Raw genomic sequence first — 25,043 nt, 5'->3', positions numbered from 1 at the left:
GAACCCGCCGCACCGGAGTGGGAACGACACGCTCTCCGACGTCCGTCCTCCGCCTGTCGTCCGAGTGGAGGATCCCGGAGCGCGAAACGTGTGCGGAAACGGGATCGTGCGGCGTTGTCGAGCGTTCCGAGGAGCGGTGAGCGGCGCGATCGTGTCCCTCGTTCGGAGGTTGTTCCGGCTTGTCGCCGCTACGTACCGTTCGTGCTCCGTCCACAAGTCAATAGGTGCTGTTGAGGAGAATTCGGGTGCATACCGTCGAGCAGAAGAGTATGGCCGCGGATACCCGGTACAAGAGGGGCTACACGCCGCCCGAATCAGCTCGTGCGGCGATCAGGCAGGCCCACCGAACCTCCCCGTGGATCAGCGCGTCGACGGCGGGACTCGACATCGCGGTCCTCGTGGCGAGCACGATCGGGTGCGGAATTCTCGGTTCGCGCGTTCCCCTCTGGGGGATTCCCTTTCTCGTCGTGGCCGGGGCGCTGGTCGTGGCCCGGTTCTGCCGGGCTCTGGAGAACCTCGTCCACGAGGGGTCGCACTTCAACTGGAGCAGGCACGACCGTCGGCTCAACGACGCGCTCGTCCTCGCCGCCGCCGTTCCGGTCGGGGCCGGTATCGGTGAGTACCGTCTGGGGCATCTGAGGCACCACGGGAAGTTCGGCACCTCGGCCGACCCCGACCTGGCCCGCTACGTCGAGTTGGACCTGGAGGGCGTCGAGCGGTCGAGCAGGACGGCCTACCTGCGGGGGCTCGTCACGCGTTTCGGCCGTTACCAGCTCGGTTGGGTGCGGGAGGTGGCCTCGGGGCCTTACGTGGTCGTGGCCCCGTTCTGCTGGGCCCTGCTGCTGATCGTGCTTCCCTCCGCCCTGTTGGGAGGGCTCGGCGCGGCCTCGCTGTCGGGTCTGATTTGGGCGCTCGGTTTTCTCGTCCTCCTGCCGTTCCTGCGCATGATCGCCGAGTCGAGTGAACACGTTTATTCGGACGCCGAGACGGTGTTCGACGCGACCATCAGCAATATCGGATTTCTCCAGCGATGGGTGCTTCATCCGCACAATGACGGCTACCACACCCTGCATCACATGTGGCCGGGAGTTCCTCATCACCGGATCGCTCGTCTGCACAGGTTTCTCGTGCGCAACGACCCCACCGGATACGGAAGCACGTTGCGGTACAGGACGGGCGTACGACAGAATCCGGTAAGATCATCCGGTGCGGGAGGACACGAAACACGTGAAAAAAATTCAACTATCTGACGACGTGGTGTCCGACCACCCCGATCTCGAAATCAGGGTGGTCGTCGTCAGCGGCCTGCGCAACACGGGCGCGTGGCCGGAGGTCGAAACCCGCCTCGCTGAGTTGGAGACGCGGGCGCGGGAGGGAATCCTGCAACCACTGAGCGAGCAGGACCCCAGACTCGCCTCGTGGCAACGGGCGTACCGGGCCTTCGGGACCAACCCGCGCCGTCAACGCCCCAGCGTCGACGCCCTCTGCCGCCGAATCGCCAAGAAGGGCCGGCTGCCACGCATCAATCCGGCCGTCGACGCCTACAACGCCGTCTCGGTCCGGCACGGCGTTCCCGCGGGTGCCTTCGACCTGGAACCGCTCGGCCCGTGCGTCACGCTCCGCAAGGCCGTGGCGGGGGACAAGTTCGTCCCCCTCGGCTCCCCCGAGGAGGTCGAGGAACCTTCCCCGGGAGAGGTCGTCTACGCCGACTCGGAAAGAGTCCTGACGCGCCACTGGAACCACCGCGACGCCCACCCCACCCGGGTGGACGAGAGCACGGAGTCCGCAGTGTTCATGCTGGAACGGGCCGACTCCTCCGTGCCGTCCTCCGCACTGCGGGAGGCCGTCGAGGAGCTGTGCGAACTCCTCGAACCGCACTGTTCGACCGTGGGCGAGCACGTCCTGAACGCACACGAACGCGACCTGGTTATCGAACGCGACACATGACTGTCCTGTTGAGCGGATTCGCGCTCGGTCTGGCACTGATCTTGCCCATCGGCGCCCAGAACGTCTTCGTGATCAACCAGGCCATCGCCGTGGGCGTCCCTCGGGTGTTCGTCGCGGTGGTGGCGGCGGGTGTCTGCGACACGATCCTGATACTCGCCGGCGCGTTCGGGGCCTCCACCCTGCTCGAAACGATCCCGGGACTGCGACCGGTCCTGCTGGTCGGCGGGTCGGTCTTCCTGGTGTTCCTGGCCGTCCAGTCGTTCCGGGCGCGGGAGTCGGAACTCCAGGACGTGGGTTCGCCGGTGAGCTCGGTGGGGGCCGTGGCCACGAAGACCGCGACGGTCTCGCTGCTGAACCCGCACGCCATCCTGGACACCGTGGGGGTGTTGGGCGCGGCGATCGCGGCCCAGGCAGCCGCGGAGCGCCCCCTGTTCGCCCTGGGCACGGTGAGTGCCTCGTGGGTGTGGTTCTGCGTGCTCGCCGTGGCGGGCGCGGCGGTGCGTCACGCGCTGACCCCCGGGCGGCGGGTGTGGGTGGAACGCGTGTCCGGGATGATCCTGCTGGCCTTCGCGGTCTTCCTGTTCTCGGAGTTCCTCACCGCCGTGCGGTAGGGAGACGCGAGCCCCGTCCGAAGCGGACCCGCGCCTGTCGTGTTCTCCACCGTTCGGGGAGCGTGCCGAGGGGGTCCCGTGGAGGCCGTGGGACGGCGCGGCCACGCCACCCGCGGTGGTGCTACCCGTCGAGCAGTCCCAGCCCGGTCAGCGCGGTACGCACCTGCGCCGTTTCCTCGGCGTCGGCCTCCACCAAAGGCAGCCGGGGGCGCCCGACCGGGTGGCCCAGCAGGTTCAGCGCCGCCTTCACCGGGATCGGGTTGGTGGTGGCCGCGAGCGCGGCGTAGAGGGGACGCAGCTCCTCGTCCAGCTCACCGCGGCGGGCCGGTTCCTCCACCATGCGCCGCATCCACGGGCCGACAAGGTGACTGGCGACCAGGATGCCGCCGCATCCGCCCATGTCGAGCGTGGCCGCGAAGACGTCGTCGTTGCCGGCGTACACGCCGAGACCGTCCACCGGGGCGAGGTTCGCGTTGTTGGCCTGTTTGACGTAGTCGACCCGTTCGATCTGGGCCAGTTCGGCCAGCATCTCGTTGGTCAGGTCGTAGCCGGTGCGCTTCGGCACGTTGTACAGCACCACCGGCCTGTCGGTGGCTCGGGAGATCTCGGAGTAGTGCCGGATCAGCCCTCTGCGGTTTGGCCGGTTGTAGTAGGGGTTCACCGACAGCACCGCGTCGGCGCCGAGTTCGGTGGCGCGTTCGGTCATGGCGCAGGCCTGCCTGGTGTTGTTCGAGCCCGTGGAGGCGATCACCGTGGACCCCGGTGGGCGTTCGGCACAGGCCAGCTCGATCAGCCGCAGGTGTTCCTCGTTGCTCAGGGTCGGGGACTCGCCCGTGGTCGCGCACACGACGACGCCGTCCGACCCCTGCTCGACCACGTGGTGGTGCAGTGCCGTGAACGCCGACTCGTCGACGGAGGCGTCAGCTCCGAAGGGGGTGACCATCGCGGTCAGGATCGCTCCGAGGGCGGTGTCCGACATGGTGCTTCCCTTCGGCGCTCCGGCGGCGTGTTCGGGCACAAGCCTGGGCCAGCAGGCTCCCGGAGGCAAGCGTGACCTTCCGGCGATTCCGCAAGGCCCCGGCACGAGGATCCGGGAGGCTCCGGTGTTCCGGCGACCGGGGGGAGGACCGCCCCGTCGCGGGCTCACCCCACCGGTGTCCGGGTGGTGTGCTCGTGGCCGTCCGGTGTTCCGGTGGTGTCCGCCGGGGTGTCGCTGCCGGAGTCCGCGGCGAACTCCAGGAAGCGCGAGAGTTTCCCCTGGTGGGTGAGGTGGAGTTCGTGCATGGCCCGGGTGCAGGCGATGTAGAGCATGCACCTGTCCATCTCGCCGGAGTAGTTCGTCTCGTCGACGTGCGGGACGATCACGGTGTCGAACTCCAGCCCCTTGGCGATGTGCGCCGAGGTGATGACGATACCGCTCGCGAACGCCGTGCTGTCGTAGTCGAGCAGGGTCAGCTCCACACCGGCCTCCGCGAGGGCGCGGTGGAGCTTTTCCGCCTGGGGAAGGGTCTTGCAGACGATGCCGAGGGAACGGTACTCGCTGTCGGCGTGTCGTGCGATGACGTCCAGGACGCGTGTCAGCTCGTGCTTCTCGTCCGCACAGGCGAGAACCCGAGGGGGAGGTCCGTGGCGTTCGATCGGGACGAGCCTGTCGTTGCGGGAGATGTTCTGGGCGAACTCGGTGATCTCGGTCGTGGAGCGGTAGCTCTTGCACAGTTCCAGGCAGTCGGCCTCCGGGAAGATGCTGTGGATGGTCGACAGCGAGGAGGAGCTGAACGGATTGACCGACTGGTTGGAGTCGCCCAGGATCGTCATGGTGCAGGAGAACAGCTCGCGCAGCACCGCGTACTGCACGGGGATGTAGTCCTGCATCTCGTCGACCAGGAGATGACGGATGTGGCCGTACCTCTCCTGCCGGGCCGTTCTGATCATGGTGTAGATCAGGGGGAAGACGTCGGCGTACTCGATCTTCTTCCGGCCGAGGGGCTTGAACATCCTCCGCCGTTCCGGATCCCGGTAGAACGCCTTGTACAGCGCGAAGGCGTCCTTGTGGGGGAACATGGCGCGAACCTGCCTGCGGACGGAGGAGGCGTCGCCGGAGGTCCACTTGCCCCCTCTGTCGCGCACCCGCTGCTTGAGCAGGTAGACGGCGCGGTTGGCCAGGTGGTCGAGGCGGTCGAAGAGGGGCAGGTTCCGCGCCTCGGCGAAGGTGTCCGCGACCCATTCGGCCGAGAGGCGGTTGTACTTCTGCTTGATCTCCTGAGGGGTGAACTCCTCGTCCGCGCGTGAGGCGATCCACTCGTCGAGGCGGGTGACGAACTCGGGGGTGGCCTTGTAGCGCATGCGTTCGGCAGCGGCCTCGTCGACGTGGTCGATCAGCGTGACCACCTGCTCGCTGAACGTTTCGTAGTCGGTGACCTTGGCCAGGAACGAGCGGGCGATCCTGTCGACGTCGATCTCGGAGACCTGTTCCTCACCCAGTTCGGGGAGCACGTCGGCGATGTAGTCGCCGAACACCCGGTTGGGGGAGAGGATCATGACGTTGTCGGAGGAGAGGGTGTCCTTGAAGCGGTAGAGCAGGAACGCGATCCGGTGCAGGGCGATCGAGGTCTTGCCGGAACCGGCCACACCCTGCAGGATCAGCACCCGCGCCGTCTCGTTGCGGATCACGGCGTTCTGTTCCCGCTGGATGGTCGCCACGATGTTCTTCATCCGGTCGTCGGCGGACTGGCTCAGCTCCCGCTGCAAGACGTCGTCGCCGATGTTCAACGAGCTTTCGAGCATGTACTCTAGGCGCCCGTCGCGGATCCTGTACTGGCGTTTGCCCGTGATCTCGCCGTGGACGGTGCCCTCGGGGGACTCGTGGTGCGCCTGCCCCGACTCGAAGTCGTAGAAGAGGCTGGACACCGGTGCCCGCCAGTCGTGGATCAGGATCTCCTGGGTCTCGGGGTCCGAGAAGTTGTGCACGCCGATGTAGTGCGCGCCGGATCCCGCCTCACCTCTCGGGTGGAAGTCGACCCGGCCGAAGTAGGGGTTCTGTAACAGTCGTTCGACGCGTTGCCGCCTCCGCACCGTGTGCTCGCCCTGGGCCACGGACATGTCCACGTCGACGCGGAACTTGGCCTTCTCGGAGCTGTCCATGTCCCGCCAGTGCTCCCACAGGTGTTTCTTCTGGGCTTCGATGAAGCTGGCGGACTTCTCGACGGAGTCGGTGAGGCGCTCCAGTTCCGCGTTCAGCAGTCGCATCGTCTCGGCCAGATGCCGGTGCTCGTGCTCTTCCTCCGTGGTCCTCGTCTGCGTCACTGTTCGCTCCGTGGGGAGAAATCTACCGTTACGTCAGGGTAGAGCAGTCGGTCGGAGCCGCTGGTGACCGGTGCGTGGCCCACGGCTGACGGCCGGGAGTCTTCGCCCTCGACGTGCTCGTGGGTGATTCGTCGTACAGGTTCGGTGTGCCGTACCGTTTTCCGGAAATACCCAAGGGGGTATTCTGGTTCTATCTGGCAGAAGGGAGATGGTGATCATGGAGATGAGGCCGGAGCTGGTGGGCGACGCGCTGTCGCGGTTGCGGCGGGCTCAGGGGCAGTTGAGCGGCGTGATCGAGGCTGTGGAGGAAGGGCGCGACTGTGCCGAGGTGTTGACCCAGCTGGCTGCTGTTTCCCGTGCTTTGGACCGTGCCGGATTCAAGATCGTAGCCAGCGGGATGAGGTACTGCCAGCAGGCCCGCGAGGACGGTGAGGAACCGCCGATGACCGAGCAGGAGTTGGAGCGGCTGTTCCTCGCGCTCGCGTGACTCTCGGGCCGGTTCTTGCCGGAGGGTGATGTGTGACTGGCATATACCCCCTGGGGTATAAAGGAGTTGTCTGCGAAGGCGGTGGCCTCCGGATGCGGTTGCCGGGAGGGCGGAAGTTCCTTGGAAGCGCCGTAGGTCTCCGAGGTGTGAGCGGGTTCGACAGGGGAAACGCTGACGTGGAACGGCCTCGGCGGCGAATCTGAAACAGAGGTGAACGACCATGACGACAGGGAATGCGACGGAGCAGGAGCAGCGGCCGAGTGGTGACCTCGCGGTCGAGGTGATCGAGACCTCCTCGTTGGGCGACCGCAGCTACCTGGCCACCGACGGCGGGGTGGCCGTGGTGGTCGACCCGCAGCGGGACGTGGACCGGATGATCGCGGCCGCCGGGAGGCTGGGCGTGCGCATCGTCCTGGTGCTGGACACGCACGTGCACAACGACTACGTCTCCGGTGGACTGGAGCTGGCTCGGTTGACCGGTGCCGAGTACGGCCTGGCCGCCGCCGACGAGGTGCCGTTCGAGCACCGCCCGCTCTCCGACGGGGAGGTGGTGGAGCTCTCGCCGTTGATGCGGGTACGCGCGGTGGCCACCCCGGGACACACCTTCCACCACCTGTCCTACGTCCTGGAGGGGGAGTCCGGGCCGGTGGGTGTGTTCACCGGGGGGTCGTTGCTGTTCGGCACGACCGGCCGCACCGACCTGCTGGGCGAACAGCACAGCCGACAGCTGGCCAGCCACCAGCACGCCTCCGTACGGAAACTGGTGGAGCTCCTGCCCGACGGGGCACGGGTCTGGCCCACCCACGGTTTCGGCAGTTTCTGTTCGGCGGCCCCGGTCTCGGGCGACTCGGCCACGGTCGGGGAGCAGAAGCGGATCAATCCGGCGTTGACCCTGGCCGAGCGTGACTTCGTCGAGCAGACCCTGGCGGGGCTGGACGTCTACCCGGCGTACTACGCGCACATGGGCGTGCGCAACACCGCCGGCCCGGAGCCGATCGACCTGCGCGAACCGGCCAGGGCCGACCCCGAGGAGCTGCGGAGGCGTCTGGAGCACGGGGAGTGGGTGGTCGACCTGCGCTCCCGCAGGGCCTATGTGCTCTCCCACCTGGCCGGCACGGTCAGTCTCGGACTCGACGGACCGATGGTGACCTGGCTGGGATGGATGATCGACTGGGGAGCTCCCCTCACGCTGTTGGGTGAGTCCCGGGAGCAGGTCGGTGAGGCCCAGCGTGAGCTGAGCAGGATCGGCATCGACACGTTCGCCGCTGCGGCCGTGGGAAGTCCGGAGGAGCTGGCCGCCGACGTCGAGCAGGTGCGCGACACCCCGACCGCGACCTTCGCCGAGCTGGCCACGGCCCTGGCCGACGACCTCGACGGGCGGCCCGGCCCGGAGGTCGTGCTGGACGTGCGTACCAACAACGAGTTCGCCGCCTCCCACGTCACCGGGGCGGTGCACATTCCGCTCTACGAACTTCCCCGGCGTATTGACGAGATCCCGTCCGGGGCGGTGTGGGTGCACTGCGGCAGTGGCTATCGCGCGGCAGCGGCGGCTTCCTTGCTGGAATCGGCCGGGCGCGCGGTCGTGCTCGTCGACGACCTGTTCGGCAACGCCGCCGAGGCCGGTGTTCCGCTGACCGAAGCGAGCTGACCCCACAACCCGTAAACGACCACGGAGGTATCGCAAGAATGCCACGGACATTGCCCAAGAACGTCGACATCGCCCAGCTCCGTGAATTGCGCGGGATCGAACCGCGGATTCGGCTGATCGACGTGCGCGCCCCCGGGGAGTTCGCGTCCTCGCACATCCCGGGGTCCTACAACGTCCCCCTGGATCTGCTTCGGGAGTACCGCGAGGAGCTCACCGTTCAGCACGGCGATCCGGTGGTGCTCGTGTGCTCCTCGGGTGGCCGTGCCGAGCAGGCCCGCACCCTGCTGGAGAACGTCGGGCTGGACCGGATCAGCGTGCTGCGGGGCGGTATCACAGGTTGGGAGCAGCAGGGAGGTGAACTCGACCAGGGGCGCGGCACCTGGGACATGGAGCGGCAGGTGCGGCTGGTCGCCGGCCTGTTCGTACTCACCGGTGTGGTGGCCAGCCTCGCCTACGAACCGCTGAAGTGGATCGCGGGATTCGTCGGCGCGGGCCTGGTCTTCGCCGCTGTGAGCAACACCTGCGCCATGTCGCACGTGCTCGGTCTGCTGCCCCACAACCGCACCTCCGGCGCCGAAGGTCGAGCCCTGCTGGGGGGCCTCACCGGCGGAACGGACGCTGGAGCTCGGGGCTGAGGATCTGGCCTCGCGAGCGCACGTGCACGGCGTCGACGGCGGCGGTCGATGAGACCGTCACCGGGATAGGTGGTTTCGTTGTTGTTGGCAGCGGTGTTCGGCGTCGTGATCGGGTTGGCGCTGGGACTGCTGGGTGCTGGTGGTTCGATCCTCGCCGTTCCGGCGCTGGTCTACGGTGTCGGTCAGCCCTTGCAGACGGCGATCCCCACCTCGTTGGCCGTGGTCGCGCTCTCCTCACTGGGTGCTCTACTGCCGCGTGATCGGCGCGCTGTGGTGCGGTGGGCGGTCGCGCTGGTCTTCGGCGCGGCCGGGATCCCGGCCGCCTTCGGTGGTGCCGTGCTGGGCAAGCTCGTTCCTCAGCGCTGGTTGCTGCTGGCCTTCGCCGCGCTCATGCTCGTCGTCGCGGTGCGCATGTTGCGTGGCGGAGAAAACCACAGCGGTGCTTGCCGTACCCAGCAGGGAGGGATCAACTGGCGCACCTGTCTGCCCAAGTCCGTACTCGCCGGTGCCTCCGTCGGTGTGCTCACCGGGCTGTTCGGAGTCGGTGGCGGCTTCGTCATCGTCCCCGCTCTGACCCTGCTACTGGGTTTGGAAGCCCAACAGGCGGTCGCGACTTCGCTGGTGGTCGTCCTGATCAATTCGGTGGCGGGGTTCGCCGCGCACGCTGGCTCGGCCGGCAGCATCGATTACCGGGTGCTGCTGCTGTTCGCCGGCGCGGCACTGGTGGTCTCGGTTGTGGCGGCGCGGTGGGCCACGAGGCTGGACCCGGCCACCGTGCGCCGCTGGTTCTCGTTCGTCGTTCTCGGCGTCGCGGCCTTCGTGTCCGTGACCGCCCTCCTCGAACCCGCAGCACTGGGGTGACGTCGCCACGATGGCTTTCGAGTTCCGGGGAAAAGCGGGGAGAAGAGCGACCGTGTGTCGTCGTGATGTATGTCGCAGGTGTGGCAAGTCGACTTACACGGGGTTGGGTCGACACCTGGAGCAGGTGCTGGCAGGAGTGTCCGAATCCGAGTGATGTACCTGCGTACCGCGTGTGGTTGGCTTCCTTCGGAAGCTGCTCGCTTGCCGCTGACCGGCGTGCAAAGACAGTGGGGACACGTGTTCGGGTTGTTCCGGCCGGGTGAAAAGGAGTTGCCGGGGCTCTTTCGGGGTGCGCACACTCTTTCCCGTGGAGACGACGGTGCGGGTCGACGAGAACTGTCGGCTGTGGGTGCAGTCCCGGGGCGACGAACACGCCGTTCCGGTGTTGCTGGTCATGGGGGCGAACACGAGCGGGTTGGGCTGGCCCGAACGCTTCGTGGACGAGCTCGCCGAGCGGTACCGGGTCGTCCGTTACGACCACCGCGACACCGGGCGTTCCAGCCGGGTGTTCGACGAGCACCCCTACGCGATCCGGGATCTGGCCACCGACGCGGTGGCGGTGCTGGACGCGCTGGACATCGAGCGGGCGCACGTGGTCGGGATGTCCATGGGCGGGGTGCTGGTGCAGTTGTTGCTGCTCGACCACCCGCATCGACTCCGCAGCGCCACGCTCTTCGGCAGCGCCGCGCTGGGAGCCCAGCTCGCCGGAGGCTCGGAGGAGGGGGACGGACTTCCCGGTGTGGATCCCCGACTGCTGGCCATGTGGGAGCGGATCTTCGAGCAGCGGTCTCCGGAGGAGGAACTCGCCTGGCGGGTGGAGCACTGGCGGCTGCTCAACGGCGACGTGCTGGAGTTCGACCCGGACTGGTTCCGCGAGCTCGAACGGCGGATCATGGCTCACTCCGGTACCCACCGCGAGAGCTGGGCCCATGCCTCGGCGGATACCGGTGGGCTGGATCGCGGTGACGAGCTGATCGGAGTCACCACCCCCACCCTGGTGATCGAGGCCCCCGAGGACCCGGTCGCTCCGCCGCCGCACGCCGAGTACCTGGCCAGAGCCCTCGGTGGGGCCAAGCGCGTCGAGATCCCCGGGATGGGGCACGCGTTGGGCGAGCCGGTGCTCGGGCCGCTGGTTTCCACCATCCGGCGGCACGTGGAGGAGGTGGAGGCCGAGCGGCGGGGCTGATCCGCGCGCCGCTCGGGACGGGGCCGGGGAAAGTCTACCCCTTAACTGGTGTTCAGCGCCTCCTGCAGTGTTCGGTTCAGGTCTGTCGAGGGCTCTATGCCGAAGTCCTTGATCATGCAGGTGCGGACGCTGCGGAACAGGTCGGCGGCTTCGACTTTGCGGCCCTGTCGCCCGAGGGCCGTGATGAGCTGCTCGACGAATCGCTCGCGGTGCGGGTATCGGATGGTCAGTTCCCGCAGTTTCACGATGACGTACTCGTCGTGCCCGCATTCGAGATGGAGGTCGACGTACTTTTCCAGGTCGAGGACGTAGCGTTCCTCGATCTGCAGGGCGTGGGCACGCAGCCGTTGACTCAGCTCGCTGACTCCCGCCAGGGCGGGGCCCCGCCAGAGGTCGAAGGCGCGGTCCATCAGTTCGATCGCCTCTTCTGGATTCGAACGCCCGATCTGGTGAGCCTTCGTCAACAGTGAGTTGGCCACGTCGAGATCGAGCTCCTCCTTGTCCAGGTGGATGGAGTAGCCGGTCCGGTTGGTGGCGATGAGTTGGTACCCTGAGCGGTTCGTGCCCACTCGTTCCAGGTCACGCCGCAGCCGTGCCACGTGTGCTTCCAGCGCGTTGACATAACAGCTCGGCACTCTTTCCGGCCACAGTTCGTTGGCCAGCTGTTCGTGCGGTACGGTCTGGCCTCGGTTCACCAGCAGCAGCGCCAACAGCGTCCTGCGGAGCGTCCCGGGCACCTCGAAGCTCGCGCCCGAGGCGTCACAGAGGTACACCCCACCGAGAATGCGGAAGTGGATCACAGTACTCCCCCGTTCGGACTAATGAAGTCGGGACCACGAACCGTCGACAACCAGCTGTCGGTAGTTGGCCTGTAAGAATGCATGTCTTTCCACGTGTAAATGTCTTCGGAGCAAGAATTTTGCTGCATTGCCTTCCTTTCTGTTCGGCCGGTGAGTATTGGAGGATCGTCGAACTCGTCCCGAGGGCTCGTGAGGATTCTCCTGTCTCAAGAATACGTGATCCTTTGTTTTCTGAGTGAAAAATCATGAGCACGTCCACTGGTGGGTGTGATTCTCCTTTTGTCAAGGAGCGTCAAACATGAATATCTTCGCTTTCGGTTCGCCACCACTGTCGCGCTTGGAGAGTTCCCGGGTGCTCGGCGACGACGGTGTCGAGACCGTACGGCCGTGGGCGGACTCCCGTGTACGGGGGGAGGCACGGCCGATCCCGGTTCGTTCGGCGGATCGTGGCCTGCCGTACACACCGTCCGGTGTCCTCGGGGCCGAGTTACTGTATCGATTATACGGTTTCGCGCTGTTCACGGGCGAGCAGACGGCCCTGGATCTCGCCCAGAGGAACGTGTCCGTCGTGCAGCATCCTGTTGGCGAGCACGTACGTCGCGTTGCCTTCCGAAAGGCCGCGGCAGAGGTGGGTCACCGACCCGGCGCCGCCGGAGGCGATGACGGCAACACCCGTCCTCTCGGCCAACAGTCGGGTGAGGGCGTGGTCGTATCCCAGACCGGTGCCTTCACGGTCGACGCTGTTGGCCAGGATCATTCGGATCCCCAGCTCCACCAGATAGCGTCCGAACTCGGAAACCTCACGTCCGGTCGCCACCCGTCCGCCGTGGATATAGGCCTTCTTGCCCGTTATTTCGGTCCGTGAGTTGATGACGCCCATCATGTGGTTCTCCCCGACGGCCTTGGCCGTGTCGACGACGAGGTCGACGGATTCGACCACCCCGGTGCTGACCGAGATCGCCCGTGCTCCTTCTCCCACCAGTCGCGCCGCATCGGACGGGCTCCGCAGCCTTCCGTTGGCCATGGACACGAGCGCCTCGACGTTCCACTCGCGCAGTGTCCGCACCGTCGGAATGATGGAGTCGACGTTGCTCCAGTCGTCGGAGACGTCGAAGAACACCCGTCGGATCCCGATGTCGGCGTAGGCGCGAACGATTTCCGTGGGGTCCCACGGGTCGTTGAGTCCGGGGATCCGCGCCGGGGTCGTCGCCCTGCCGTTCTCGATGTCGACGCACGGAATCAGGAAGTCGGTCAGCTTGACGATGTCGTTCATGAGAATCACCTTCTCTACGGAAGAACCGGTCCGTGAGGGGTGTGCTCGTACACGGTCACTCGGGCGGATCCGATCACTTCGTTGTTGTCACTCCCGGTCGTGGAGTGATTCCGTTCACGAGGTATCAACCCGCGATGACACCGTGGTGACAATCCGCTGACACGTGGTTCCTGTCGGAGTCGGTGCTGGTTTCTGCCGTCGCGGGTCAGCACATTGTCAGCGCGCTGTCAGCAGAGCCTGCTAGGTTCCGAGGAATTGTTGGTCGCGACGGAACGCACCACGCGGATCCCGCGCGGGGTCCGGTCAACGGTTCGGAGGTTGATGGCGTGCGCGTGGTGGTGTTCCGTCGACACGGCCCGGCGGAGGACGTGCTCGAGGTCGTCGACGTGCCCGTGCCCGTGCTCGGTCCGCGGCAGGTGCGGATCCGACTGCGAGCCCGCCCTGTCGGCCCGGAGGACCTGCGTTACGTCGCGGGAACGCACCGACGTCCGGTCGAGATGTTTCCCGCCGTGCCGGGGTTCGGGGGGTGCGGGTTCGTCGACGCCGTGCGGGAGGAGGTCGCGCTGCGGTGCGGCACGCGGGTCGCGACCCCGGTGACGGGTACCTGGCAGGAGTACGTGGCCGTCGACGTCGCGGACCTGGTCGTGCTGACGGGCTCGGTGCCGGACTCGGTGGGCTGCCGCGTCGGAACCGGACTCGACCCGCTCTCCGCCTCGCCATCCTGGGAGGGTGAGGGGAGATCCCGACGGATCGGACGTGGTGTCGTCACGGAGTTCGACCTCTCGAACGTCCGGGAAGCCGTGCGCAGGGTGCGCCGGGGCAGTGGCGACGACCTCGTGCTGACGGGATGACACGTGCGGCGAGCACGTGAGCGCGTTGTGTCGGTGTTTTCCCCTTCCGGTCGAATTCTGCTCAGCCTTTTCCCTCGTCCGTCCGAATCGGACTGATTTCGTGCTCGGTGTCGAATGCGCTTTACGTGTTCGCACGGTCACTCGTGTAGGATGTGGGTCCTGTTGCGGAGAACACGTTCGCTCGTGGCGTGCGGTTGTTGACCTTCTTGTGCAACAGCGGTGACGGAAAAGTTGTCCTCTTTTTTTCGATGGTAGACGTTCCGTCGAAAAAGTGATGATCCACACTTTCTTTTCTTCTCGTCGGGAACGAAATGATTACGAACCCGATTCTCGACTTTCCTTTTCCGTCGGAAATGTGGATAGGTTTCTGCGGGCGTTTCGCGGGGTGGGAGCGTGGCTGTCCGCCTGGGCGGAACGCGTCGACCGTGCAGTTCGGACGCGCGGACAGTGACGACAGGAACCGAGCGGGAAATCCCCGGCGGTCTCCGGCCGGTCTGCCGAGCGTCCGGTCCCCGCGCCGTGCCCCAGCGGGTGCCGCGCGGGCGTCCCGTGGTTGGTGAGGAACGTCGATGACCCAGGACGAGCCGGACGGCCGTAGCTCGCTGTCGGCCCGGATCGGAGTGCTGCTGTTGGCCACGGCGGTGCTCACCGGTCTGGTGAACGTGCCGCCGTGGCTGCCCTCGGCCGCGGCCGAGGGCGAGATCCCTCAGCAGGAGCAGGGCACGGCCGCGGGCAGGTCCCATCGGGTGCCCGGTGAGGCCACCACCGAGTCCGACCCCGGTGGTCAGTCCCACAACGCCCCGCCCGCCGAGGGGCTGCCCTCGGAGGAACGCCCCCCGGCCCCGGAGCTCGAGCAGCAGCTTCCGGAGAGAACCCAGGTGCGGGTGGGGCGGCCGCCGTCCGCCTCGACCGAGGGGTTCGACCCGGAGACCAGCCGCGAGCTCAGAAGCCAGCGTTCCGCGAAGACCCAGACCTTCGCCAACGCCGACGGCACCAGAACACTGCGCGTCTACCAGAGCCGGAAGTTCGCCGAAACCTCCGACGGGGAACTGCGGCCGGTCGACCTGAGCCTGGAACGCGACGGGGACACCTGGCGCACCCGTAACGACTCGCAGACCACGATCTTCGCCGAGGCCGCCGACTCCTCCGAGATCGCTTCGCTGGGAATGCCCGACGGAACGACGCTGGGTTTCGGGGTTTCCCGGGCGGCGGAGGTGACCGCCGAGGTCTCGGACAACGCGGCCACCTACCCGGCGATCCGGCCCGAGTCCGACCTGGAACTGCGGGCCACACCGGTGGGGATCAAGGAGACCCTCGTGCTGCACTCGGCCGAGGCCCCCACCACCTGGGAGTTCCCCATGAACATCGGGGGACTGACTCCCCGGCTGCACGAGGGCGCGGTGCTGCTGGAGGATTCCTCCGGCGAGGTGCGCCACGTCATCCCGCCCGGCTACATGGTGGACTCCGACGTGCACCCCAGATCGGGGGAAGGCACCCGTTCCGACGGGGTGACCTACGAGCTCGCCGGAACCTCCGAGCAGCCGGTGCTGCGGGTCAGTCTGGACGAGCAGTGGCTGTCCGCACCGGAACGGGTCTTTCCGGTGAAGGTGGACCCGAGCGTGGTCGGCAAGGACGCCGACGGCACCACCTATGTCCAGTCGCCGTACACCAGCGACTACTCGGGTGAGCCGAACCTCAGCGTCGGCACCTACAACGGCGGGACCAACAAGGCTGCCGCCTTCCTGAAGTTCGACTCGGTCAGTTCCGAACTGGCGGGCAACTACGTCCTCGGCGCGCGGCTGCGGATGTTCGAGACCTGGTCGTACTCCTGCGACCCCAGACCGGTGACCGTGCATCCGATCACCGAACCCTGGTCGGTCAGCGGCAACAAGAGCTACCCCGGCCCGGCGGTCGGCGGGGAGATCGCCCGCAAGAGCTTCGCCTACGGCTACAACGACAGCTGCGGGTCACAGTGGGTGGACATCCCGCTGGGTGATGCGGGCCGGAAGCTGGTGCACGGCTGGACCCACGGCCAAGCCAACCACGGTCTCGCGGTCAAGGCCTCGGAGACCGACTCCCGGGGCTGGAAGAAGTTCGCCAGCGCCGCCTCGGCGAACCCGCCCTACCTGGAGATCACCTACACCCCCTACTGGGCCGAGTACGAGCTCGGCAGCATGAGCCCGGTGGTCACCACCACCGACGACGGTGCCATGCGGGTCACGGTGACCAACCGGGGCCGGGACACCTGGACACCGGACAACAGCTACAAACTCGGCTACCGCCTCTGGGACGGACAGGGCAACGAGCTCCCCGCCGGCTCCACCACGTGGACGGAGCTGCCGAGGAAGGTCGCTCCGGGTCAGAGCGCGACCTTCGAGGCGCGGATCAAGAGTCTGCCGCCGGGCGACTACACGCTGCGCTGGGACATGGACCACTACGGCACCACCCGGTTCTCCTGGGACGGGGTGCCGATGTCGGCACCGGTGAGGTTCACCGTGCCCAACCAGCCGCCGGTGGTGGACTCGATGTCGCCGCCGAGCGACTACAACGCGGCGGTGCTCACCCCCACCCTCGCCCTGAGCGGACACGACCAGGACGAGCACCCCGGGGACGGGCTCCGCTACCGTTTCAAGGTCTGCTCGGGACCCGGCCAGGGCTCGGGTGAGGACTGCTTCGGGTCCGGCTGGCAGGACTCGCCGGTGTGGTCGGTCCCGGAGGGCGAACTCACCTGGGGCGAGAACTACGTCTGGTACGGCCGCGTCGGCGACGGAGAGGTCAACAGCCCGTGGACCCAGGGCTCCTACCTGTCCACGCGGGTCGCCCAACCCCCCGTGACCAGCCATCTGTCCACCGGAGACGAGGTCGGCGGCAATGTGGACCCCGGGGTGGGCAACTTCGCCCAGGTCGAGACGGACGCGGAGGTGGCCGCCGTCGGCCCCGAGCTGGCGGTGAGGCGCTCCTACAACAGCCTCGACCCCCGAGGGGAACTCACCTTCGGGGCGGGCTGGTCCACGCGGTGGGACGCGCAGGTCGTTCCGGACGAGGACGGTTCCGGCAGCGTGGTGGTGACCTTCCCCTCGGGACAGCAGGCCCGGTACGGGCTGAAACCGGGCGGAGGCTACGCCACCCCGGCCGGACGCACGGCCACCCTGGTGCGCACCGACACCGACGGCTGGACGCTGCGCACCAAGAACGGTTTCCGCTACGAGTTCGACGCCGGCGGCCGACTCACCGGCGTGGTGGACGCGGCCGGACGGCAGCAGCGGCTGTCCTACACCTCCGGGCGGCTGAGCGAGGTCACCGACGTCACCTCGGGGCGCTCACTGAGGTTCACCTGGTCCGACGGGCACGTCACCGAGGTCACCACCGCTCCGGAACCCGAGCTGACCTGGTACTACCACTACGACGGTGACCGGCTCACCAGGGTGTGCGACCCGACGGGAGCCTGCGACAACTACACCTACACCGAGAGTTCGCACTACCGCGCGGTCACCCTGGACGCCAACCCGCGGGCCTACTGGCGGCTGTCCGAACAGTCCGGCGACGCCGTGCACAGCGAGGTGCCGGGCCACTGGGCCTCCAAGGAGGCGACCTCGGTCGACCTGACCCGGGGCCGTCCCGGCCCGGTGTCCGGCGCTTCGACCACCGCCTCCGGCTTCAACGGCAGCTCCAGCCACGTGCGGCTGCCGGACGACCTGGTCCGCAACTCGCAGTACCTGGCGGTCGAGCTGTGGTTCAGAACCAGCGGTTCCGACGGTGAGATGCTGTTCTCCACCGGCTACGACCGGCCCGGGGCCTCGGATCCCTCCGACGGGGCGATGCCGGTGCTGTACGTGGGCACCGACGGCAAGCTCTACGGGCACTTCTGGAACGGCAAGGTCGACGGCATCGCCAGCTCGGAGGCGGTCAACGACGGCCAGTGGCACCACGTGGTGCTGTCCGGCGCCCGGGACACGCAGACGCTGTACCTGGACGGTGCCGAGGTCGGCACCCAGAGCGGCCGGATCGCCAACATCGACCCGTACAACCAGGTCGGGGCCGGGTGGTTCAACGGGCGGGGCTGGCCCGCCGCTCCCTCCTCCACCTGGGACTACTTCGACGGCGACATCGCCGAGGTGGCGCTGTACCACCACCCGGTCGGCAGCAAGGTCGTGGCCGAGCACCACGCGGCACGCGCGGCCACCGACCAGCTGACCTCCATCCGCCGTCCGGGAGGCAGTTACGCGGCGGAGGTCTCCTACGACCCGGCCACCGCGCGGGTGACGGAGTACACCGACTCGGACGGGGGGACGTGGCAGGTGTCGAGCCCCACCTCCGAGGGAGACGGTTTCCGCTACGGGGAGACGGTCACCGACTCCCGCCCCGACGCGTTCTGGCGGCTGGACGAGTCCGAGGGGGCCGTGGCGGGCAGCGATCCCGCTCTGCGCCGCGCCGAGTACCACGCGACACGGCGCACGGCCGGGCCGTTCCCGGACAGCGGGGCCCGCTCCTTCGACGGCACGAGCAGCTACGTCCGGCTGCCGGACAACACGCTCACCGGCAGAAAGCGGCTGTCGGTGGAGATGTGGTTCCGCACCTCCAGCCAGGACGGTGGTGTGCTGTTCTCCACCGGAAACAACCGTCCCGGTGACGAGAACCCCTCCGGTGGGGCGATGCCGGTGCTGTACGTGGGCACCGACGGCAAACTGCACGGCCACTTCTGGAACAACGAGACCTCGGGGGCGGTGTCCTCGGCAGCGGTCAACGACGGCCAGTGGCACCACGTGCTGCTGTCCGGCAGCAGGAACACGCAGACGCTGTACCTGGACGGCAGCGCCGTCGACACGCTGAGCGGCGGGATCCGCAACATCGACCCGTACGGCTATGTCGGCACCGGACTGCTGAACGGCCTGGACTGGCCCGCCGCGCCCAGCGGTACCTGGGGCTACTTCGAGGGGGAGATCAGCAGGGTCGCCCTCTATCCCTACGGTGTCTCGGGCTCCGACGCGCGGCAGCACCACGAGGCCGGAAACGCCGCCGAGTACCGTTCCGCGCTGCGTGAGGAGAACGTCCACACGCTGTGGACCTTCGACGACCCGGCGGAGAGTACCCACGCCGACTCGGCGCACGCGCTGAGCGAGGCCTCCTACCACGGGGTCACCCGGAACGTGGAGCCGCCGATGCGCGGTTCTTCGGCCGGTGGGTTCGACGGAACCTCCTCCTACGTGCGACTGCCGAACAGCCAGGCCCGGGGACGCACTCGCCTGGCCGTGGAGATGTGGTTCCGCACCTCCAGCTCGGAGGGCGGGGTGCTCTACGCCACGGGCAACGACGTGCCCGGTGACGAGAACCCCTCCGGTGGGGCGATGCCGGTGCTGTACGTGGGCACCGACGGCAAGCTCTACGGGCACTTCTGGAACGAGAAGACCGAGGGCATCACCACCGACGGCGTCGTCAACGACGGGCAGTGGCACCACGTCGTGCTCTCCGGCGAGGGGGACGGCCAGAAGCTCTACCTGGACGGGGAGCTGGTCGGTTCGCAGCAGGGCACCCTGTACAACCTGGACCGCTTCGACTTCGTCGGCGTCGGACAGATGAAGGGCCGGTCCTGGCCGGCCGAGTCCGGTGAGGTCTGGAGCCACTTCGACGGCTCCATCGGAGAGGTGGCCTTCTACCACCGGCCCCTGGACAGCGCGAGCGTGGCCGACCACTACTCGGCGAAGAACGCGGCCACCGCCGTGCGCGTCACCGGACCGGCGGAGGGGGTGCGTACCTACACCTACGACCCGAACTCCGGCGGCCGGACCGTCTCGGTGACCAACGCGGACGGCGCGACCAAGGTGTTCGGCTACGACACCGGCGGTTTCGTCAACCGCATCACCGACGCCAACGGGAACACCACCCGGATCGTCAACGACGAGTACGGCAATCGGTTGTCCCGCACCGAATGCCGCACCTCGGGAACCGAGGCCTGCCACACCAGCTACCGCTCCTACTACCGCAACCCGGACGATCCGCTCGATCCGCGGAACAACCGGGTCACCGAGTTCCGTGACGCGCGTTCGGAGTCGGGTTCCGACGACCGGTACCTGACCACCTACTCCTACACGGCCGACGGCAAGCTGACCTCGACCTCCGAGCCGGGGAACACGGGTGGGGCCGAACGCACCACGACCAGGAGCTACACCACCGGGGACGAACCGGCCCCGGACGGGGGCACCCAGCCACCGGGGCTGCTGGCCTCGGAGACCGACCCGGCGGGCAACACCACCAGCTACACCTACACCAGTTCCGGTGATCTCGCCCGGGTCACCGACCCGGCGGGGCTGGTCACCGAGTACTCCTACGACGGGCTGGGGCGCAAGACCGCCGAAACCCAGATCTCGGACAGCGAGCCGGACGGGCTGACCACCACGTTCTCCTACGACGGGGCCTCCCGCCTGGTGGAGAAGGTCGGCCCCGCCACCGAGAACGCGGTCACCGGCGAGCGGCACCAGCGCCGGGTGCGGCACACCTACAACGGCGACGGCAGTGTCGCCGAGACCACCGTGGACGACGTGCTGGGCACCGATCCGGCCCGCACCACCGGCTACGCCTACGACAACCGGGGGCGTCTGCTGGAGGTGACCGATCCCGAGGGAGGTGTGACCCGCACCGAGTACGACGCCTTCGGCAAGGTGGTGCGGCGGCTCACCCCGGTGGGCACCGAGTACACCTACACCTACACGAAGGCGCGGCACCAGCTGGCCACCATCACGGTCAGCGACTTCACCGGCGACGGCTCCGAGCCGCACGACGTGGTTCTGGAGTCCCGCGCCTACGACCCGGCCGGCAGGCTGGCCCGGGTCACCGACGCGATGGGGCGCACCACCGCCTACACCTACTACGCCGACGACAAGGTGGCCACCAAACGGCTGCTGGACTACGAGGACCCCGAGACGGGCGAGACCCGGGATCTGCTGCTGCGCCGCTACGAGTACCTGGGCGACGGATCCGAGTCGTTGGTGGTACGCGGCGACGGGCGCTACAGCACCTCCACCGAGTACGACCCGGCCGGTCGCGCCGTCCGCAGCACCGACCGGGAGGGCGACCGGGTGCTGCGCTCCACGGAAACCTCCTACGACCCGGTCGGGAACCCGTTGGAGATCGTCGAGCGGAATCCGCGGGGCGAGATCACGCGGCACGCGGAGAACTCCTACGACCCGATGGGGCGGCGTGTCTCGCACACCGTCCACACGGGCGAGGAAACCCTGGTTTCCAAGAGCAACCGGGACCAGCGCGGCCTGGTGACCTCCACGGTGGACCCGCGCGGCACCGCGCAGGGCGCCGACCCGGCCGCGTTCACCACCGAGTACGAGTACGACGCGCTCGGCAGACGTGTCACCGTGACGGAACCGCCCGTCCAGGTGGAGTCGGAAGGCAATCCCGCCGAGCGGGCCAGGCCGGTCACCACCATCGGGTACAACACCTTCGGCGAGGTGGTGCGGCGGCGCGACCCGAACGGCAATGTCACCAGCCGCCGCTACGACAAGGCCGGACGACCGGTTTCGCTCACCCAACCGGACTACACCCCGCCGGGGGCGAGCGAGCCGATCACCGCCACCACGCGGATGTCCTATGACGCGGCGGGGCGGATGACCAGCCGCACCGACGCCCTGGGCAACACCACCGAGTTCGCCTACGACGAGCTGGGCAACCTGGTGCGGCGCACCCAGCCCGCCCGGCAGGGCGAGACCGAGGGTGGGGTGTGGAGCGCCACCTACGACCCGTTGGGGGAGCGGCTGTCGGTCACCGACGTGACCGGTGCCGAGCGGCACCACACCTACGACAAGCTCGGCAGGAGGATCACCTCCACGGTGGTGGAGCGCGTGCCGCAGCCGACCAGGAACCTGACCACCAGGTTCACCTACGACGAGCTGGGCAATCCCGCCTCGGTCACCACTCCCACCGGGTTGACCACCACCTACGAGCACGACGATCTCGGCAACCCGCTGAGCATGACCGACCCGGCGGGCAACACGACCACCACCGAGTACAACGCCCAGGGCAAGCCGGTCTCGGTCACCGAGCCGTCCGGGGTGACCACCACCTACGAGTACGACCTCGCGGGCCGGATGGTCTCCACCTCGGACCTGAACGCTTCCGGTGAGCAGGTCCGCACCAGGAGCTTCGGCTACGACCGGGCGGGCAACCTGGTCCGCAGCACCGACGCGCACGGGGCGAGCACCACCCGCTCCTTCGACGCGCTGAACCGGCTGCGCTCGGTCACCCGCCCGGTCTCCGAGGGTGAGGAGATCACCACCTCCTACGGCTACGACGCGGCGGGCAACGTCACCCGCGCCACCGACGGCAACGGCAACGCCACCGTGTTCACCGTCAACGCGTGGAACATGGCCGAGTCCACGATCGAACCGGCCACCGAGCGGTTCCCGGAGGCCGCCGACCGCACCTACACCACCGTCTACGACGCGCTGGGCCGGGTGAAGCGGGAGATCCAGCCGGGCGGGGTGACCGTCAGCAAGTCCTACGACGCGCTGGGCAACCTCGTCGGCGAGAGCGGCTCCGGTGCGGAGGGCTCCACCCCGGACCGCACGTTCGAGTACGACAGGGCCGGGCGGATGACCTCGGCCTCGGTGTCGGGCCACACCAACACCTTCTCCTACGACGACCGGGGCAACCTGGTCGCGACCTCGGGGCCGTCGGGGGAGTCGAGCTTCTCCTACGACGACGAGGGCAGGATCGAGTCCAGCACCACCGCCGCGGGCGAGACGGTGTTCGGCTACGACGCGGCGGGCAGGCTGGCCACGGCCCGGGATCCGTTGACCGGCATCACCGCCTCCTACGGCTACGACGAGGCCGGTCGACGCAGCAGCGTGGACTACGGCAGCCAGGGGATCCGCCGTGAGTACGGTTACGACGAGCTGGGCCGGTTGTCCTCGGACGTCTTCCGGGGCGCGGACGGTTCGGTCACCGCGGAGTTGTCCTACACCTACGACGTCGAGGACCGGCTGGTCACCCGGAAGAGCTCGACGCCTTCGGAGACGACGACCTCGCACTACACCTACGACGCGGCGGGCAGGATCACCTCCTGGGACAACGGTGCCGAGCTCACCGAGTACTCCTGGGACGACGCCGGGAACCTGGTCTCGGCCGGTGGCGAGCAGGCCGTGTTCGACGAGCGCAACCGGCTGCTGTCCCGGGGCGACACCGAGTTCGAGTACTCGCCGCGCGGGACGGTGACCGCCCGCACCACGGGCGGGACCACCACCGACGTGCGGTTCAACGCCTACGGGGAGATGACCGCCGACGGCGGCAAGTCCTACGAGTACGACGCGTTGAACCGGCTGGTCACCGCCGGGCAGCGTTCGCTGTCCTACGTGGGTGACTCGCTGATGGTGGCCTCGGACGGGCGAAGCGAGTACTCCTACACCCCGGACGGGGGAGCTCTCGGGGTCGCCGAGGGCGACTCGGCGGGGATCGCGGTGACCAACCAGCACACCGACCTGGTGGGCACGGTCTCGCCCGCCGACGGCTCGGTGAGCGGCTGGCGTTCCTTCTCGCCGTTCGGTGAGGTGAGCCGGCGGCAGGGCAGCCAGCCCGACCTGGGTTTCCAGGGGCAGTTCACCGACTCCGACAGCGGCAAGGTGAACATGGGTGCCCGCTGGTACCGGCCGAGTACCGGCACGTTCACCTCGCGGGACACGGCGGATCTGGATCCGACGAGCACCACCGACGCCAACCGGTACGCCTACGCCGGTGGTAACCCACTGACCAGGGTGGACCCGCAGGGTTACTTCTGGGGTGAGGTGTGGAACGCCGCGAAGGAGCTGTCCGGTTACAACGACGCCAAGCGGTGCCTCAACGGCTCCTGGGCGGGGTGTGCCTGGACGGCGGCGAACTTCACGCCGTTCGGCAAGATCGCCAAGGGGGTCAAGACCGCCTACAAGGGATACAAGACCTGGCGTCGGGGTAGAAAGGCCGGTAAGGCCGCCGATGACGTGCCGTCGCGCTCGAAGGTCTCCCGCGGAGGCGGGAAGAAGTCGAAGGGCGGCGGCAAGAAGTCCCGGACGCGCGGGAAGTCGGGCCGTGGTGTCGGTAAGAGCGTGGTGCGTACCGGTGGCCGCGCGGCCGTGGTCAACGCCGGTTCGTCCGTGGGCGGGACGGTCTCGCGGGCGGCGATCAACCGCGCTCGGCAGGCGGCCCGGGAGGCGGCGCGTCGCGCCGCACGGCGGCAACGGGTTCGGGACGACGCGTTGACGCGGCATTCGCGTCCGGATCCGTCGAAGACCATTTCGGACAGCGTGCGGCGTCGACTGGACGAGCTGGACACCCAGGATCCGGTGGATCTGGGGGTGCTGGCCGCCGACGCGGCTTCCGGGGACTCCTCCGGGGAGGAGTCGGCCGGGTTCGTGCCGGACGTGCTGGGGGCCGTGGGCGGACTGAGCCGACGCGGTGGCGCTTCCCGTCCGGGTTCCAAGACCGACCTGCCCGATGGTGGTTCGGCCCCGTTGCCGGGTTCGTCCGGTTCCGGGGGCAAGTGCACCCCGAACAGTTTCGTGCCGGGCACCGAGGTGGTGCTGGCCGATGGTTCGCGTGAGGTGATCGAGGAGGTCGAGCTCGGCGATCGGGTGTTGGCCACGGACCCGGAGACGGGGGAGACCGAGGCCAAGCGGGTGACGGCCACGATCACTGGTGAGGGGCAGAAGCGTCTGGTCGAGGTGACCGTGGATGTCGATGGTGACCGTGGCGGGGACACCGAGTCGGTCACGGCCACGGCTGAGCATCCGTTCTGGGTGCCGGACCGGGACGAGTGGGTCGATGCGGCCGACCTGAGGGCCGGGGATCGGGTGCGTACGGCCGAGGGTGAGCAGCTGCTGGTCACCGGGATCCGTACCTGGACGGCGCTGCAGCGGGTGCACAACCTCACCGTCGATGACTCCCACACCTACTACGTCGATCTCGACGGACGAGAAGCACTCGTCCACAACGTGAATCAACAGTGCTGGCCCGACGGTGGTCGGGTTCGGTACGGTGATCTCGACAGCGAGAACCGAGCTACCGGCATGACCGCACGAGTCAGCAAAGGGATGCTGCCCGACAGTGAGGGTTCCAAGGCTAATCAACGCATTAACCCCCCAGGATTTATTGACGGAAATCCGCGAAGAGATGGCGGTTACGGCCATGCCCGTGGTCATCTTCTGGCGAACAAACTTGGGGGAAGCGGGGATATTCCAGAAAATTTAACGACGCTATACCAAAGGCCTGTAAATAATTCTGTCATGCGGAGGTATGAGCGTCAGATTGGGAACGCGGTTCGGTCTGGTGTCGGGCCGGTGGTCTACAGAGTCAGACCTGTGTACAAGGGAAGCAATGGTATGCCGGAGGGTGTTACCATGATGGCTCGTGACGCGTCTGGGAATACGGTGCTTCCTCCTGTGACAGTACTCAATCGTCTTCCATGA

General features: G+C 67.8%; 14 protein-coding genes. 10 read left to right on the top strand and 4 right to left on the bottom strand.

The genetic code is table 11. The features are described 5' to 3' along the window. Nucleotides 1-245 precede the first annotated feature (245 nt). Genes CEP50_RS02660 through CEP50_RS02650 form a run of 3 tightly spaced genes read left to right on the top strand, consistent with a single transcriptional unit; the run spans nt 246 to nt 2,558 of the window. Complete coding sequence (locus tag CEP50_RS02660; protein ID WP_146134728.1) at nt 246-1,250, top strand: fatty acid desaturase family protein; 1,005 nt, start codon at nt 246-248, stop codon at nt 1,248-1,250. Further along, nucleotides 1,228-1,947, top strand: a complete 720-nt coding sequence (locus CEP50_RS02655; RefSeq protein ID WP_374957082.1) for a B3/B4 domain-containing protein — start codon at nt 1,228-1,230, stop codon at nt 1,945-1,947. The genes CEP50_RS02660 and CEP50_RS02655 overlap by 23 nt, the downstream gene beginning before the upstream one ends. Next, nucleotides 1,944-2,558: a LysE/ArgO family amino acid transporter gene (locus CEP50_RS02650; protein WP_106112328.1), complete on the top strand. Its 615-nt coding sequence runs from the start codon at nt 1,944-1,946 to the stop codon at nt 2,556-2,558. Before CEP50_RS02655 ends, CEP50_RS02650 begins: the two co-directional genes overlap by 4 nt. Before the next feature lie 121 nt (nt 2,559-2,679). Here CEP50_RS02650 and dapA read toward each other — a convergent pair whose 3' ends face one another. Together dapA and CEP50_RS02640 are read right to left on the bottom strand one after the other, a co-directional pair. Continuing rightward, nucleotides 2,680-3,537, bottom strand: coding sequence for a 4-hydroxy-tetrahydrodipicolinate synthase (gene dapA, locus CEP50_RS02645; protein ID WP_106112503.1), 858 nt, complete (start codon nt 3,535-3,537; stop codon nt 2,680-2,682). Between the two features lie 164 nt (nt 3,538-3,701). After that, nucleotides 3,702-5,861: a HelD family protein gene (locus CEP50_RS02640; RefSeq protein WP_106112327.1), complete on the bottom strand. Its 2,160-nt coding sequence runs from the start codon at nt 5,859-5,861 to the stop codon at nt 3,702-3,704. Between the two features lie 217 nt (nt 5,862-6,078). Here CEP50_RS02640 and CEP50_RS02635 point away from each other — a divergent pair, with 217 nt between their 5' ends. The 5 genes from CEP50_RS02635 (at nt 6,079) to CEP50_RS02615 (ending at nt 10,678) form a co-directional block, all read left to right on the top strand. Further along, nucleotides 6,079-6,348, top strand: a complete 270-nt coding sequence (locus CEP50_RS02635) for a metal-sensitive transcriptional regulator (RefSeq protein WP_106112502.1) — start codon at nt 6,079-6,081, stop codon at nt 6,346-6,348. Nucleotides 6,349-6,568: 220 nt separating this feature from the next. Next, nucleotides 6,569-7,996 carry an MBL fold metallo-hydrolase gene (locus CEP50_RS02630; RefSeq protein WP_106112326.1) on the top strand — a complete coding sequence of 476 codons (1,428 nt, stop codon included), beginning with the start codon at nt 6,569-6,571 and terminating at the stop codon, nt 7,994-7,996. Nucleotides 7,997-8,034: 38 nt separating this feature from the next. Then, entirely contained in the window at nt 8,035-8,631 is a 597-nt protein-coding gene (locus CEP50_RS02625; RefSeq protein WP_106112325.1) for a rhodanese-like domain-containing protein, read from the top strand. Between the two features lie 78 nt (nt 8,632-8,709). Continuing rightward, on the top strand, nt 8,710-9,492 hold the full coding sequence (locus tag CEP50_RS02620; RefSeq protein ID WP_106112501.1) for a sulfite exporter TauE/SafE family protein: 783 nt from the start codon (nt 8,710-8,712) through the stop codon (nt 9,490-9,492). A gap of 307 nt (nt 9,493-9,799) precedes the next feature. Next, complete coding sequence (locus tag CEP50_RS02615) at nt 9,800-10,678, top strand: alpha/beta fold hydrolase (protein ID WP_258174736.1); 879 nt, start codon at nt 9,800-9,802, stop codon at nt 10,676-10,678. 41 nt (nt 10,679-10,719) lie between these two features. Here CEP50_RS02615 and CEP50_RS02610 read toward each other — a convergent pair whose 3' ends face one another. Continuing rightward, the gene (locus CEP50_RS02610) at nt 10,720-11,478 is read right to left on the bottom strand and encodes an AfsR/SARP family transcriptional regulator (RefSeq protein ID WP_106112323.1); all 759 of its coding nucleotides are present in this window, start codon (nt 11,476-11,478) and stop codon (nt 10,720-10,722) included. 499 nt (nt 11,479-11,977) lie between these two features. After that, the gene (locus CEP50_RS02605) at nt 11,978-12,751 is read right to left on the bottom strand and encodes a HisA/HisF-related TIM barrel protein (protein WP_106112322.1); all 774 of its coding nucleotides are present in this window, start codon (nt 12,749-12,751) and stop codon (nt 11,978-11,980) included. Nucleotides 12,752-13,077: 326 nt separating this feature from the next. Here CEP50_RS02605 and CEP50_RS02600 point away from each other — a divergent pair, with 326 nt between their 5' ends. Further along, nucleotides 13,078-13,602, top strand: a complete 525-nt coding sequence (locus tag CEP50_RS02600) for an alcohol dehydrogenase catalytic domain-containing protein (protein ID WP_106112321.1) — start codon at nt 13,078-13,080, stop codon at nt 13,600-13,602. Nucleotides 13,603-14,171: 569 nt separating this feature from the next. Beyond that, entirely contained in the window at nt 14,172-25,043 is a 10,872-nt protein-coding gene (locus CEP50_RS02595; protein ID WP_106112320.1) for a LamG-like jellyroll fold domain-containing protein, read from the top strand.

This window comes from Actinopolyspora mortivallis (genome assembly GCF_003001495.1).
Taxonomy (GTDB): domain Bacteria; phylum Actinomycetota; class Actinomycetes; order Mycobacteriales; family Pseudonocardiaceae; genus Actinopolyspora; species Actinopolyspora mortivallis_A.
The sequence above is the reverse complement of the archived record's forward strand: the minus strand, read 5'-3'. Positions and strand labels throughout refer to the sequence as shown.